The organism is Kosakonia oryzendophytica, from assembly GCF_027886705.1.
Lineage (GTDB): Bacteria > Pseudomonadota > Gammaproteobacteria > Enterobacterales > Enterobacteriaceae > Kosakonia > Kosakonia oryzendophytica.
This window is the reverse complement of sequence record NZ_CP115659.1, coordinates 1,367,781-1,382,603: the sequence shown is the minus strand read 5'-3', so window position 1 is coordinate 1,382,603 and position 14,823 is coordinate 1,367,781. Positions and strand designations below refer to the sequence as shown.

Genomic DNA, 14,823 nt, shown 5'->3' with positions numbered 1-14,823 from the left:
TTGCTGTGTCCCGAGATTGAACCGGAGTGTAAACAGGAATGGGTCAGGAAAAGTTATATCTCGAAAAAGAACTAAGCTGGTTGTGTTTCAATGAACGCGTTCTTCAGGAAGCCGCCGACAAGAGTAACCCGCTGATCGAGCGCATGCGTTTTTTGGGGATCTATTCCAACAACCTCGATGAATTCTATAAGGTCCGTTTTGCGGAGTTGAAACGCCGGCTGATCATCAGTGAAGAGCAAGGCCTTCCGACCAATTCACGCCATCTGCTGGGCAAAATTCAGTCCCGCGTACTGAAAGCCGACCAGGAGTTCGACAGCCTGTACAACGATCTGCTGCTGGAAATGGCGCGTAATCAGATCTTCCTGATCAACGAACGCCAGCTTTCGCAAAACCAGCAGAGCTGGCTGCGTAACTACTTTAAACAGTACCTGCGCCAGCACATCACCCCGACGCTTATCAACCGCGAAACCAATCTGGTGCGCTTCCTGAAGGATGATTACACCTATCTGGCAGTGGAAATTATTCGTGGCGACAATATTCGCTATGCATTGCTTGAGATCCCATCGGACAAGGTTCCGCGCTTTGTTAACCTGCCGCCGGAAACCCCGCGCCGCCGTAAGCCGATGATCCTGCTTGATAACATCCTGCGCTACTGCCTGGATGATATTTTCAAAGGCTTCTTTGATTACGACACACTCAACGCCTACTCGATGAAGATGACCCGTGACGCCGAATACGATCTGGTGCACGAAATGGAATCGAGCCTGATGGAGCTGATGTCCTCCAGCCTGAAGCAGCGACTGACCGCCGAACCGGTGCGTTTCGTTTATCAGCGCGACATGCCGGATGCGATGGTGGAAATGCTGCGCGAGAAACTGACCATCTCCCGCTATGACTCAATTATTCCCGGCGGCCGTTACCACAACTTTAAAGACTTTATTGGTTTCCCGAACGTCGGCAAATCCAACCTGGTCAATAAACCGCTGCCGCGCCTGCGTCATCTCTGGTTTGACAAATTCCGCAACGGCTTTGATGCCATTCGCGAACGCGATGTGCTGCTCTATTACCCATATCATACGTTTGAGCACGTGCTGGAGCTGCTGCGTCAAGCGTCGTTCGACCCGAGCGTGCTGGCAATAAAAATCAATATTTACCGTGTGGCAAAAGACTCGCGCATTATTGACTCCATGATCCACGCGGCCCATAACGGCAAGAAAGTAACGGTAGTGGTGGAACTGCAAGCGCGTTTTGATGAAGAGGCGAATATCCACTGGGCAAAACGCCTGACCGAAGCGGGTGTGCAGGTTATCTTCTCGGCGCCGGGCTTAAAAATTCACGCCAAACTGTTCCTGATCTCCCGTATGGAAGGAGAAGAGGTGGTGCGTTATGCCCACATCGGCACCGGCAACTTTAACGAAAAAACCGCGCGACTTTATACCGACTATTCGCTGATCACCGCCGATGCACGTATTACCAATGAAGTACGTCGGGTGTTCAACTTTATTGAAAACCCTTACCGCCCGGTAAGCTTTGATTATTTGCTGGTTTCACCACAGAACTCACGTCGCCTGCTGTATGACATGATCGATACCGAAATTGCCAACGCGCAAGAGGGCAAACCGTCGGGAATCACGTTGAAACTGAATAACCTGGTGGACAAAGGTCTGGTAGACAGACTGTACGCCGCCTCCAGTTCCGGGGTGCCGGTTAACCTGCTGGTGCGCGGGATGTGTTCGCTGATCCCGGATCTCGAAGGCATCAGTGAAAATATTCGCGTAACCAGCATCGTTGACCGTTATCTTGAGCACGATCGCATCTATATTTTTGAGAACGGCGGCGATAAGCAAGTCTATCTTTCTTCCGCTGACTGGATGACGCGTAACATCGATTACCGTATTGAAGTGGCGGCACCGCTGCTCGATCCGCGCCTTAAACAGCGCGTTCTGGATATCATCGATTTGCTTTTAAGTGATACCGTGAAAGCCAGGTATATCGATAAAGAACTGAGTAATCGCTATGTGCCGCGCGGCAATCGACGTAAAGTACGCGCACAACTGGCGATTTACGACTACATCAAATCACTCGAACAGCCCGACTAATCTATGCCGATACAAGAGAAGACACCACGACCAGAAGAGTTTGCTGCGGTCGATTTGGGTTCCAACAGTTTCCACATGGTGATAGCGCGTGTGGTGGACGGCGCCATGCAGATCATTGGCCGCCTCAAGCAACGCGTTCATCTGGCGGATGGACTGGACAGCAATAACATGCTGAGCGAAGAGGCCATAGAGCGCGGGCTGGCCTGCCTGTCGCTTTTTGCCGAGCGCTTGCAGGGTTTCGATCCCTCAAGCGTTTGCATCGTCGGCACGCATACTCTGCGCCAGGCGCTGAATGCCACGGACTTTCTCAAACGCGCCGAGAAAGTGATCCCCTACCCGATTGAGATCATTTCGGGCAATGAAGAAGCCCGTTTGATTTTTATGGGCGTAGAGCACACGCAGCCAGAAAAAGGCCGCAAGCTGGTCATCGATATCGGCGGCGGCTCGACGGAACTGGTGATCGGAGAAGATTTCGAACCGAAACTGGTTGAAAGCCGCCGGATGGGCTGTGTCAGTTTCGCACAACTCTATTTCCCCGGTGGCACCATTAACGGCGAAAACTTCCGTCGTGCGCGCATGGCTGCGACGCAAAAGCTGGAGTCGCTGGCGTGGCAGTTCCGCATTCAGGGTTGGAATGTGGCGCTTGGTGCCTCCGGCAGCATTAAAGCCGCCCATGAAGTGCTGCTGGCCTCCGGTGAGAAAGATGGCATCATCACCCCGGAACGTCTGGAAAAGCTGGTCGCTGAGGTGCTGAAGTATAAAAACTTCGCTGAACTCAGCCTGCCAGGGCTTTCCGAAGAGCGCAAAGTGGTGTTTGTGCCGGGCCTGGCAATCCTGTGCGGCGTATTCGATGCGCTGGCTATCCGCGAGCTGCGCCTGTCCGATGGTGCACTGCGTGAAGGCGTTCTGTATGAGATGGAAGGCCGTTTCCGTCACCAGGACATTCGTAGCCGCACGGCACAGAGCCTTGCCAGCCAGTACAATATTGACCGCGAACAGGCGCGTCGTGTGCTGGATACCACCACCCAGATGTACGATCAGTGGCAAGCGCAAAACCCGAAGCTCGCCAACCCGCAACTGGCGGCATTGTTGAAGTGGGCGGCGATGCTGCATGAGGTGGGGCTGAACATTAACCACAGCGGTATGCATCGTCATTCCGCGTATATTCTGCAAAACAGCGATTTGCCGGGCTTTAACCAGGAGCAACAACTGATGATGGCGACGCTGGTTCGCTGCCATCGTAAAGGGATCAAGCTCGACGATCTGCCGCGGTTTACGCTATTCAAGAAGAAGCAGTATTTGCCGCTGGTGCAAATTTTACGTCTGGGCGTGTTGCTGAATAACCAGCGCCAGGCGACCACCACGCCGCCGACGCTGCGCCTGAAAACGGATGACAATCACTGGACGCTCAGTTTCCCGTATGACTGGTTCAGCCAGAATGCGCTGGTGCTGCTCGATCTGGAAAAAGAGCAGGAATACTGGGAAGCCGTAACCGGCTGGCGGTTGAAAATCGAAGAAGAGCAATCTGACGTGGCGGCCTGATCCGCCACGCAGCCTCATCAAACCTGCGCTGGCGGCGCAATAAGCTGTTCGAGCGGCGCAGGTTTACCAATCACATACCCCTGCAGATAATCGATCCCCAGCGCAACGGCCGCGCTGCGTATCTCTTCCGTTTCGACATATTCCGCCACGACATGCATTTTCTTCATCCGCGCCAGGGTACAAATGGATGACACAATCTGGTAGTCCAGGCTGTTAGAGACAATATTGCGGATAAAACTACCGTCGATTTTCAGGATATCGGCATTCACCGTTTTTAGCCGCGCATAGCTGCCATAACCGGTGCCAAAATCATCAATCGCCACCCGACAGCCCATCAACTGTAATTGCATCAGCGTCTGGTTCGCCTGCATGATGCTACTCAGCGTATTGCTTTCGGTGACTTCAAAAATCAGTTGCCAGGCTTCAATGCCGTATTTGCGCAATAAACGGCGGACTTCCTGGCTGAACTGTTTGCGACATACGGACGCCGGGGAAAGGTTGATGGAAAAACGCTGTGCAGGCAGACGCTCGCGGTTTTGCGCCATAAAGCGCAATACATGCTCAATAACCCACAGATCAATGCGCGACGATAAACCAAACTCATACGCCACCGGCAAAAACACATCCGGGCTGATGCTCTCGCCCCCCTCCTCGGCGAGCCGCAGCAGAATCTCGTAGTAATCGTCACCGCGCACGCCATGGATCCGCTGCGCCATCAGCACAAACCGATCCTGTTCCAGCGCCAGTTGCAGGCGATTCATCATGTCCACTTTCAACCGGAGGCCACGCTGCAGGTTCGTTGCACCGCGGTTTTGCAGATTTTCCGGATGGTTGGTCGCCAGCGACAAATCCGCAATGGTGCTCATCTCACCCAGCAACAGCGATAAGTGCTTCACCGGTGAACGCACATAGCAGTAGCTCAGCCCGACCTGCGGTTGCAGCGGCATATCATCCCAGACAAAGCGGAACTGTTTGATACGCGCATCCAGCTCCTCAATGCGCGTTTGATGCGACTGGGTATTCAGGCGGATCACCAGATCGTGTCCGGAGAGCTGGTACACGCACTCATCCGCCTGCAATAAAGGCTGTAGCCAGTTCGCGATTCGTTGTTTGTACTGAATGCGTAACATCACGCCATAGTTACGCCCTAATAGCTCAAGCTCCGGTATGCGTAAAAAGCAAAGCACCGACCAGGGCGTTTCCGCCAGCGCACGGTTAAGCGCCCGCAGGTTAGGCATATTCGTTACCGGATCGATAAACGCCAGGCGGCGGGCACGGCTGTTCACGGTACGTTGCCGGGTCGCCATCACAGCCATGGCGATAATGATGAACGAGAACACAAGGTAGCTTGAGGAGACGATTGCCAGTTGCACATCGTATGAGGGAAATTTGGGCAGATAGCGGTCAAGGTAGTGAATTGAGACGATCAGTAATGGCGTCCAGACAAACGAGATAAAACGATAGCCGTAACGCATCGCGCCCCACAGCATGACCGGCAACAGTAACGATAATGTGTAGTTGGTGCTAAAAATTGAGCTGTGGATGTTAAGCGGCATCAGCAGTAAAAAGACGATTCCTGCAACAATAACCGACCATATCAGCACCTCCACGCGCGTGACTTTTGGGTCGAACTCATGGCGTAACTGCGAGAACCAGGTGATGACATAACGCGGATGGCGAATAACGCGGATCACCAGATAACTGAAGGGAACGCCAGTGAGTAACCCAACCAGCAACCCCTGATAATTAATCAGCATGGGTACATTGAGCGCCATCGCATTCGCCTCGCTGAGCGGTATATCGTACAGGTTCAGCCAGACGCCCACTTCAAGGATGATCAGATAAAGGGTGGCCGGGCACAGCGCTTGCCAGAAGATGCGCTGGGATACCAGCAACGATGTACCGTACGACACGCGGTGTCGTCGGCTAACAAAAACGCGATAACCGCCCCAGCTCAGTATCACCGGAACCAGTAAACGCATGCTTTGCAGAAACAAAACGAGCGGTTCGAGAGTGCCGTAACGTAAAACGAGCGCCACTATAATACCAGGCAACGCCGCCCAGCCGTAAAACATCATCAGGCTTATCAGCAGCGCCATCGGCAGATAGTAAAGAATGACATGCTGCCCGGAGACTAAAACAAATGCATTAGCCAGACTAAATAATGGAAACAATATCGAGGGGACGATGAGAGGCAGTGCCCACCACTGATCTTTCAGATGATTATATTTTTTTATCAATGTCATAGATGCTCAACGCAAAAACCTGATCCTGGTGGGCATTTCAGGCAGGCATTCAACCTGGCCATGCCGGGCAAGGGGTACAAATGCCCGAAGAAACCGAAAGTTTAGTGCTGAACAATAACTTATAATTGATATATATCAAGAAAATCTCGGCAAGCTATTTTATTCCACAGCTTTTTTACGTTTGGGCAGAAATAATATTCCGCATATAAATATTTAATTTATCTTATATAATTTCTGTTTATTTTTTATCCATGGCATTTTTGCGCCAGGCTGAATTGACCTTCCCCGGAGTCTGTGCCTTAATGTCATTGTCGCCCGTTTATCGGGCTTTCCTAAAGGAACCATTGTGAGTCAGGCACCCAGTATGCGAAAACGACATCGATTTGACAGTCGCATGACCCGTATCGTACTTCTTATCAGCTTTCTCTTTTTCTTCGGCCGCTTCGTCTATTCCACTATTGGCGCCTGGTATCACCATCAGGGTAAAGTCCAGTCGCAACAAGTCAGCCAGACTATCGATTCCACTGCCCAACGTTAAAATCTAACGCCCCTTTACGACACGCTTCACCGCGTGGGTTTACGCATATCTGAACACCAGATGTTCACTTTTCTGCCACCCGCTGTAACCAGTCGCGGTAGGCGGGAGTGGTATCAGCCGGTAAATTCTGCCTGTGCGCGTTGAATTCATCGTCCATGCCGAAGATCTTCCACACCAGCGGCGCAAGCGAGGCTGCCGGGCTGTTGCTCCCCTGAGCATCGCGCAGCATTTCCAGACTGCGTTGTCGGTACTCAGCCAGGATGTCGGAGTGATAATCGAACGCTTTACCCAGTCCGGAGAGATACATTAACTTTGGCACCGCCACCTGCGGCCATTGGAGCGCCATCTGCAGCGGCCAGTCGAGCATCGCCCGTTCTCCCCACATCGCCTCGCGCGGGGTAGTGTTATTCGCCACCAGCGTCAGGGTGAATGCCTGCGCTAATTCCCCCAGGTAAATCGCCATCGCCTCAGCAGACGGGCGCAGATAAAACGCATCCAGCGGCTGCTGGCGAGGCGTGCCTATTTGCGTAAGTAGCCGTTGCTCAAGACTGAGCACCAGTGCGCCCAGATCCGCCTCCACACAACGTTCTGTGATGCTGGCTTTTTTAGCCCGAGTGGTACAGTCCCACAGGCTCAACGAGAGTTGCCACTCACGCTGTTCGCCTTCACCGGTGCAGCCCATCTCCCCGGTGACAAAGAACTTCATCGTCGGCGGGACAATATCGAACAGCACATGGCCATCGATTTCGCCCCCCATCAGCACGGGCCCGCCCCCTTCCACTACCTGCACATAGAAACGGCTGGCGAAGTCGCTCCAGTAGTGTGCGGCTTCGGCAAAATAGAGCGATATCGCCCGCGTCATGCGACCAATATCATCTTCGCGCTGCGACTCCGTGCGTTCAGGACCGCTCTGCATTTTGGACAAGGCAAAAAAGCCGACAGACGGTGCATCTTCCGTTTTGTGCGCAAACAGCCAGTCGGCTTTACACAGGCCGTATTGCCAGATCGGCTGGGTGATCGCCAGCGTGTTGACCTTCAGCTCAGCAGCATCGGCAGGGGTTGAGGTCGCATCGTGCAGGTTCATCTCCTGGAATGCGCGAGCAAACTCATCAAGGTGAGGCTTCAGAGGCGCATAACCCAGCGCATACATCCGCGCCAGCAGTTTTTCGCCCTCTTGCGCATTGCCCAGCGCCTGCCAGGCACGTAGCAAATTGAGACCCGCCATCGGATCATGACGATGCTCGTCATACACGGGGGCCACCAATTCGACAATCAGCGGGATCTGCCCGTTATTCCCCAAATCGCCGGAAATCATCATCAACGCGCCACTGTCGTACCGCCCCCCGGCCAGCACCTCAGCATATAATGCGCGGGCGGCGGCAATATTCTGCTGTTGCAGATAATGGCGCGCCAGCCACAGCTGCGCACGCCAGCTCCCCGACAGCGCCGCAGCGGTTTTCAGCGCTGCGAGCCAGGCCTCATCGCCGCCACGCTCCTGCTGGATAGAGGCCCACCACATCAGGCCATTTTCCTGATTCGGATCGGCCTGCACAGCCTGCCATAGTGTTTCGTCTGCGCGCGCTTCTTCACCGCGCGAAGAAAAGACTTTCGCCAGATTGGTGAGCAGCGTACCGGTCGCCCCTGCTTTCGCGATACCCGCCTGCAACGTGTTCTCTGCCGCTGTAAGCTGGCCGTTATCCATCAGTACAATGCCATGAATGGTATGGCTGCGTTCAGGAAGCGGATCGATCTCCAGCAGGCGCTCGGCTGCCTGCACCAGGTCCGCAGCAAATCCACCGTTCAACCCATCGACGATGGCCTGATAGAGTTCGTCAGCGTTATCACGCTTCTGTTCCAGCGAGGGTAAAAACACCTTCTCGCGCCATTCACTGCGCGGGATCTGCATCTCGCGTCCATAGGCGTCATACGCCACGATTGGCTGCTCGTCTTGTGAAGGTTCCGTGGTGTGCGTATTGGTGGCCGGTGTCGGCTCAGAGGCGTTTTTGCCGCTGATGGCGGAGAGCAGGCGTTTAAACATGGCGGTTGCCTTGTGGGTTGCTGACGTTTTGGACAGTATCAGACTAGACCTTAACTGCCCACTCGTCCAAAAAAAAGCTACTAATTACGAGGGGTTAGTACCCTGCCATAAGGTGAATATGGCGTGATACATACCAGCCAGAATGACAGGCCGCTACCCCTTCGCCCCGCTACGCCGCGCCATGATCTGCTGCGCATACTGCGCAATCCCAATGTGATGATCCCGACTGACACGGGCAATGAGTGTTTGTAGTGCTTCTGGCGAGGCATGGAGTGTCTCTGCGATCAGTTTATCGAAGTCGCTCTGGGTAAAGTTGATACGCACACTCGCGCGCTGGAGCAGCGTATGGGCGACGATCTCCAGCACCGCGCGGCGGTAGTCATCGGCAAGAAGCACATCCAGATCCGGCGGCTGAATTTCAAATGTGAAGTCGAAGCTGACAAACCCGGACTCCACAGGCAGCGAGTAGGTCAGCCGCTCGCCTTCCTGCCATACCTGAGGCTCATATCCCTCACCCATCAAGCGTAATCGTTGCATTGCGCGCTCCGTTCAGCACGTTGACGTATTTTCGATTACATTAACGTTCAGGAAAACACTCAGTAAAGCCATAAGTTATGGTGGCAACCACCGCTGAACGGTTGAAGGATGGCCTCAACTGGCAGCAAAACTGACGCCGGAGTGGATAATGCGCTATGAATTCGTTGAGGTGCTCAACGATCTGATTGATTACTTTTTGCTGGGCGACATCCGCCTGTTGCAGACCTGGAAGGAAGAGCATGCACTTGATGACGATGTGGCATCCGAGTTTATCAGCAATGACAGCGGCGACCAGGCTGTGCAGGAGGGCATTGTCATCCCTCTGGCGGGCATTGAAAATTACCCCTACACCGTGATTTTCACCCTTGCGGATGAGACACCGGAACTGCTCAAGCCGGAAAGCCATTTGCAGCACCAACGTGGCGGCTATGTACTGCGCATCGAAAACCGGCAATTAATGCTGTTCACGTGGCGGATCCTGCAAAACTTCACCGATGCGCAAATCCGCGTGCTTGAGGCGCGTTATCGCCAGCCAGGGCGACCGCAAATAGACCTTGATAACGGCATGTATGAGGTTGAGATCCTCGCCGGAGAAGTGCTGCGCGGCGCGTATTACGAGCCTGCTATTGAGTTCGTGCTGAAGAGAACCGAACGCGAGCACGCAACCGCCGATATGGATATGAACTACCGCTTCACTGTCGACAGCCAGACTTATTAATCGGGACACGATAATGACTTCAGATAACCAGGCTCTGCCACCACTTGCGTGGCCAGCATTTACCGACGAAGCAGAGCGGCTGGCGTGGTGGCGCGCCTGTGCGCAGGCTTACCTCGACTTGTGGAATAACCCGCCGCCCATCACGCCTGTGCCCCTCAAAGAGATCGATGCCCTGGAGCAGCGCCTGAACTGTGCCCTGCCCTCCTTGCTGCGTCGTTATCATGAACAGATTGGTGCGTTGGAACTGGCGGAAAGGCTGTGCAGCGTAACGCCCGAAAAATACGCCAGCATCGAACCGCTGCTGAATGCTTATCCCGGCATTAGCGACATCCTGGAAGATGCACCCGACGCAGAACAACTGTCGGCGCTGGTTGATCAGTTGGTTGCTTTTGGCGACTACCTTGGCAATGGCAATTTGTGGTGCTTCCATCGGGAAACGGGCGAAGTGTGGTATTTCGATCACGACAGTTCGCCGATGCTGACGCAGATCTTCAGCGACGCGGGTCAGTACCTCGACGTGCTGATGTTTAAGTGCCTACTGGCCGCCCACGACGAGGAGGACAATGAGGATCTGCTGCGCGAACACCTCGGCGATGAGATTGTGGAGAAATGGATCTATTGAGAAGGCGGTAATGCCCCTGGCATGGGAGCATTACCGTTTTATGTTTCAGCCTTTATACGCTCTGCTTTTCATATGCACACTGATCGGATTTACACCCCGGATACCGCGACGGCCAGATTACTTCTGGTCGGGTATCTAACGCTTCGGCAATTAACCGCTCCCCTTTCGGCCAGTGTCGGGTTAAGGCATTGGCGAGCGTGGATGAAGCCAGCCCCGACTCACGAGAAAGCGCCGCCAACGATGTCCCTTTTTTCCGTAAACCCGCAATAATATCTGCCGGATGCCAGTCCTGATGTTCCATGGTGATTCTCCTTTTCAATCGGCTGTTAGGGTAAGAGCTAAAGCTAACATCCATTAAGATGGACGTTCTTTAAAGGTACTAAAGAGGAGATAATCTTTCTTTACGTGCTTATCATGTAAAAAAGAACTTCCCTGATGTATCTACTAAGAATAAGGAGCGAACGTGAGAGCTGAGTTATCATAGCCAGAATAAGTACTGGATAATGGTAAATTATTTCAAAAAACGGTATAACAGAAGCATATTGGAGAATAATAATGAGATCTAAAAAGCGAAAAACACCATTGGTGGCCACAAACCATTTCTAAACATTGGATAAATCAAAAAGGTTTCACCAATATACTAAACGTAAAAGGATAAAACACTGAAGTAAAACCCAAATACGTAGCACTAATAAAAACGGGCTTATAATTAAGCCCGACCATAACCCAGAGAAAAAACGATTTTTATCAAAATCTTGAGTGCTTTTTTACAAAGCAGATATAATGTAAACACAATAATAAGTTTTTTATCGGAGATATGTCTCGAGCATTTCAACCATAATGACTGTAACTTTTCCAAATCTAATTCATGCTTACCAGAACAGCGCGAGTTAATAATAGGAATTGTCATTTCCCTGGCAACTAGAAGTCCGCTTTATAGAGACGAATGCATAGCCGTTGCTGAAAAGATTAGGTTAGATATTCCGACCTTAAAGAAAGACAGGTTGATAGCTATAAAAATGAGAGGTGCTCTTGGAAAAATACTCCAGAATATAAAAGACAAACCTTTAACCCTTTTTTTAAGCAAGCTAAAAAAGTTTAGCTTTGGCGATGGCTTTTATTATAATACTCCGGCAAGTACTATACCCAACAGGTCACCAAGAATTGTATGCCCACTAACCCCACATCCATGTATCGTAATTGATACAAAAGAAAGCAACAAAGATAATTAATATCTGCATCATGAGATAATGAAGAAAGAAATGTATGCAACAACACCATTAAAATACATTCTAAAAAATTGAATATTTTATAAAAATGACAAACCAACGCTGTCTGAGCATTTCATGGAAAATCAAAGAAAGGAATCCAATAATACTTTGCTGTAATTAATTAAAAAACCATTACACTTACAATCATCCATATGAATGAGTAAAAAAACATCATAGAGGAAAGCACAGAGGTATTTTGTAGATAATTAAAATTATCTACACTATAGCATCTTTACATTCTCAAAATTGCAAATACCGATTCCTGTTTATGGCGCTTACAGATTATTTTTGAACGAAAATTTAAATTAGCGCCCACAATATAACAGGACCGAGCGACTTATTTTTTACATAATAATAAATGCAAACATTATATATATTATTTGTGGGCTCATTGGAATAGAGATAACAGTAAAGCCGCTAAAAAGCGGCTTCCGGGCAGCGTGAAAGCAGCTAATCAAAGTTAGCTGTATTGTCCCCAATCCCTACCGATTACCCAAGCAGGATTCCATGAAACAAAAGAGCCTGGTTCAAAAGACTCACCTGTATCAATCATATATTGAATACGCTCTTCTCTTAATGGCAGTGTATGGTTAGCTTTATCACTTTCAAAATCCCAAACCCAATATCGTGGAACCCCGTCTTTTATTTTTGTTCCAGCTGCGTAATCCATAGGTGCACATACTCTTTCAATGTAACCACCATCATCTTCTGAATAGAACCGAATTCTCAATTTATTTTTTGTGTGTATAGCATCAATAAAAACATCATGCTGGTTGTGCATAATCACTCCTTTATGTTACTTAAATAAATACGCGAGATATTTGATATCTTACATTAGAACTCCATGTAGAGTAATTTCAGTAAATCATACTATATAACGATAAAATCACTTAGCGCTGTTGAAAAAAAGTGCCTAATGCTAGCGATCTTAGATAACTTCGCCACCACTGAATCATCGTAATAGCACCAGTAAAAACAGTTATTGAAGACTCTTCACGGTTGAATAAAGTGTTTTCAAGTGAGCTATTCCTAGATCAAGAATTGGCTCATACATGAATGAATTTAGATGGATATTCTCAGGTGTCATTAGGTTTACTTGTTCAAGAATCCTAATATCTTGCACACTACCAAGTGCCAATACCTTATACTTCTGAAGAAGTTTGACCGTTTGGTTCTCTGTTATGGAACTTGTAAATGTTGAATCATTGATGGTTTTAATCATATGTCGCTCTGCAATCAACCTAATAGCAATTGAAAGAGTAACTTTTCCTTCAAGTTCTACAGTTTCATCTCGTGCATTAAAAACTGACTCAGCTTCTTCGTTTATTAAATCAATCACAAGCTTCGTTTTTGGGTTCAAAATCAACTGCTGCTTATCAGCAAGAATTTTCTTATATATGGTGCAAAGCTCATCAAGCGTCATCGTGTCAGTATCTGCCTTAACATGGAGTAATGATGTTAGCTTGAGAAACTCAGCATCCAAACCACAGTATTCAGCCAAATTTCTAACAAATGGAATCGACGAAATACAAAATGCCGGTATTGTTAGATTGTCCTTCCAGTGGGTAAACGGATTTTTCTGATATTTTTCTTGAATAAGCTTCAGTTTCCTTCCTGTTTTTGCAGCATGGAGCTTGCAATCGCGCTTAAGCCCAAGCCTGCCACTAATAGTCCTATAGAAGTCAAAATTATGAGATAGAAAGAGGCAAAGAAACTTATCTGAAGATGAAATATCTTTCAGATACTCAATAATTGCATACTTGTTTTTGTAATCAAATGAATCCGCAATATCATCAATTACCAAGATTGTAGTCGTTCCTTGCTTTCTTCTTGTCTCAATTTCAAACAATATATTAAGTATATAAAGCGCTCTTCTTTCACCTTGACTAAGTACTTGCAACAAGGAGTTTCTTGGGACATCACCTTCTCCATCACCATCAGAAAATTTAAATAAAATTGATGGCTGCGAGCCTTTGAGGATCACATCATCTTGGTTTGCTACACTCATTTTGAATGGAACAGTGAAACGTCTGTTAAATGCTTCAACAACAGCCTCCCATTCTGTTCTTTCACTCTTGGCTTGCTCAATAGCCTCTTCAATAGTGACCTTGCTCGTTCTATAGGCTTCCAAAAATTGATCATAGAGCTCTTTTTGATCAACCAGATAGGAAATCCACAGTTCCTTTTGAAGCTTTTTAAAGTCTTTCAAGCACGTAAGAATATGCTGATTGTCAAAGAGATAATCTCTGAATTTCCTCAGTTCTATATTTTGAATCTTCTTATCTATTGCATCAAACTTTGAAGCAAGATCCTTGTCAGTCAGTATTTTTTTTCTTTCATCTTCAATCTTCTCGGCAAGCTCATCAGCAGTAGAAATAGCCTTCATTCCATCTTTTGTTTTTAGATTTACCGTGTGTTCAGCTTCAAAAAAACCATTATCTTTTAGTTGCTTGTTGACAGTTGATGCATTGTAATGATTAAATTTTTTGCTTAAAAGGTCTGACTTTGAAACTAGTTCATTATATTTTTTGATATATTCTTCAAGCTGATCTTTGATTGAGCCTGATTCCAAAAGCCCAACAGTTTTATCATTAAAAACTTCTGCATAAACTACGGTAGAAAGCTGTGATGGAGTTCCAATATTTACTTTTTCTTCTAGGGACTCAATTAATTCAGAAATATTCTTCTTGTCGAAGCATTTTAGAATTTCATATTCAGGAGTAACCGTCCTACCAGTCAAACCTGATAACTGTTTAAGCTTCACAAACAAAGCCGACTGTTTATCTGCAATGTCTTTGAGGGCATCATCATACTTCTGCTTCACGTCGCTATTGACAAGAAGTAACGATGTCTTTGAAGATGAAAAATCCGCATTATAAGGCTCGACAACAAATACTGAATCAGCAGAAATGTCATTACCTGATTCATCCTTAATAATCCGTGTTGATACTCTATCTGGAAAAATCAAATCCTTTGTTTCTTTTCCTTTAGCCAAATCGTCAAAGGTTTTAGAAAACGAGGTTTTCATGAAACCGTTGGGTGCATAAATTGCATAGCCTTTAGTGATATTGAAATCAAACTCATGCATTAATTCACTAATGCCATAACAGTTCCTAAGGTCTACAGTAAGCTTCATCTTCATCCCTTTCTGACGATAAAAAACGCGCCTAATTTAGTGCCTTACCTTCATGAATAGTAATTTAACTAACGAA

At 48.5% G+C, this 14,823-nt stretch carries 11 protein-coding genes; 5 read left to right on the top strand and 6 right to left on the bottom strand.

Features of this window, described 5'->3' with window-relative positions:
- Positions 1 to 38: 38 nt before the first annotated feature.
- Positions 39 to 2,099 (top strand): polyphosphate kinase 1, encoded by a 2,061-nt coding sequence (gene ppk1, locus O9K67_RS06765; protein ID WP_061493740.1) that lies wholly within the window; start codon positions 39 to 41, stop codon positions 2,097 to 2,099.
- Positions 2,100 to 2,102: 3 nt separating this feature from the next.
- Positions 2,103 to 3,641: an exopolyphosphatase gene (gene ppx, locus O9K67_RS06760; protein WP_061493739.1), complete on the top strand. Its 1,539-nt coding sequence runs from the start codon at positions 2,103 to 2,105 to the stop codon at positions 3,639 to 3,641.
- A 17-nt stretch (positions 3,642 to 3,658) separates the two neighbouring features.
- On the opposite strand, the gene O9K67_RS06755 is transcribed toward ppx, so the two are convergent.
- Positions 3,659 to 5,887 carry an EAL domain-containing protein gene (locus O9K67_RS06755; RefSeq protein ID WP_061493738.1) on the bottom strand — a complete coding sequence of 743 codons (2,229 nt, stop codon included), beginning with the start codon at positions 5,885 to 5,887 and terminating at the stop codon, positions 3,659 to 3,661.
- A gap of 346 nt (positions 5,888 to 6,233) precedes the next feature.
- Between O9K67_RS06755 and O9K67_RS06750 the strand changes: the two genes are divergently transcribed.
- Entirely contained in the window at positions 6,234 to 6,425 is a 192-nt protein-coding gene (locus O9K67_RS06750; protein ID WP_071889906.1) for a YfgG family protein, read from the top strand.
- Between the two features lie 64 nt (positions 6,426 to 6,489).
- Here the strand turns inward: O9K67_RS06750 and O9K67_RS06745 are convergent, their stop codons facing one another.
- Complete coding sequence (locus O9K67_RS06745; protein WP_061493737.1) at positions 6,490 to 8,463, bottom strand: tetratricopeptide repeat protein; 1,974 nt, start codon at positions 8,461 to 8,463, stop codon at positions 6,490 to 6,492.
- Positions 8,464 to 8,616: 153 nt separating this feature from the next.
- Positions 8,617 to 9,000 (bottom strand): hypothetical protein, encoded by a 384-nt coding sequence (locus O9K67_RS06740; RefSeq protein WP_061493736.1) that lies wholly within the window; start codon positions 8,998 to 9,000, stop codon positions 8,617 to 8,619.
- A 148-nt stretch (positions 9,001 to 9,148) separates the two neighbouring features.
- On the opposite strand from O9K67_RS06740, the gene O9K67_RS06735 reads away from it, so the two are divergent.
- Both O9K67_RS06735 and O9K67_RS06730 read left to right on the top strand, forming a co-directional pair.
- The gene (locus tag O9K67_RS06735) at positions 9,149 to 9,718 is read left to right on the top strand and encodes a hypothetical protein (RefSeq protein WP_061493735.1); all 570 of its coding nucleotides are present in this window, start codon (positions 9,149 to 9,151) and stop codon (positions 9,716 to 9,718) included.
- A gap of 13 nt (positions 9,719 to 9,731) precedes the next feature.
- The gene (locus tag O9K67_RS06730; protein WP_061493734.1) at positions 9,732 to 10,340 is read left to right on the top strand and encodes an SMI1/KNR4 family protein; all 609 of its coding nucleotides are present in this window, start codon (positions 9,732 to 9,734) and stop codon (positions 10,338 to 10,340) included.
- 52 nt (positions 10,341 to 10,392) lie between these two features.
- On the opposite strand, the gene O9K67_RS06725 is transcribed toward O9K67_RS06730, so the two are convergent.
- The 3 genes from O9K67_RS06725 to O9K67_RS06715 form a co-directional block, all read right to left on the bottom strand.
- Positions 10,393 to 10,641, bottom strand: coding sequence for a helix-turn-helix domain-containing protein (locus O9K67_RS06725; RefSeq protein WP_061493733.1), 249 nt, complete (start codon positions 10,639 to 10,641; stop codon positions 10,393 to 10,395).
- Positions 10,642 to 12,071: 1,430 nt separating this feature from the next.
- Positions 12,072 to 12,392: a hypothetical protein gene (locus O9K67_RS06720; RefSeq protein ID WP_061493731.1), complete on the bottom strand. Its 321-nt coding sequence runs from the start codon at positions 12,390 to 12,392 to the stop codon at positions 12,072 to 12,074.
- A 198-nt stretch (positions 12,393 to 12,590) separates the two neighbouring features.
- Complete coding sequence (locus O9K67_RS06715; protein WP_061493730.1) at positions 12,591 to 14,747, bottom strand: ATP-binding protein; 2,157 nt, start codon at positions 14,745 to 14,747, stop codon at positions 12,591 to 12,593.
- Between the last annotated feature and the right edge of the window lie 76 nt (positions 14,748 to 14,823).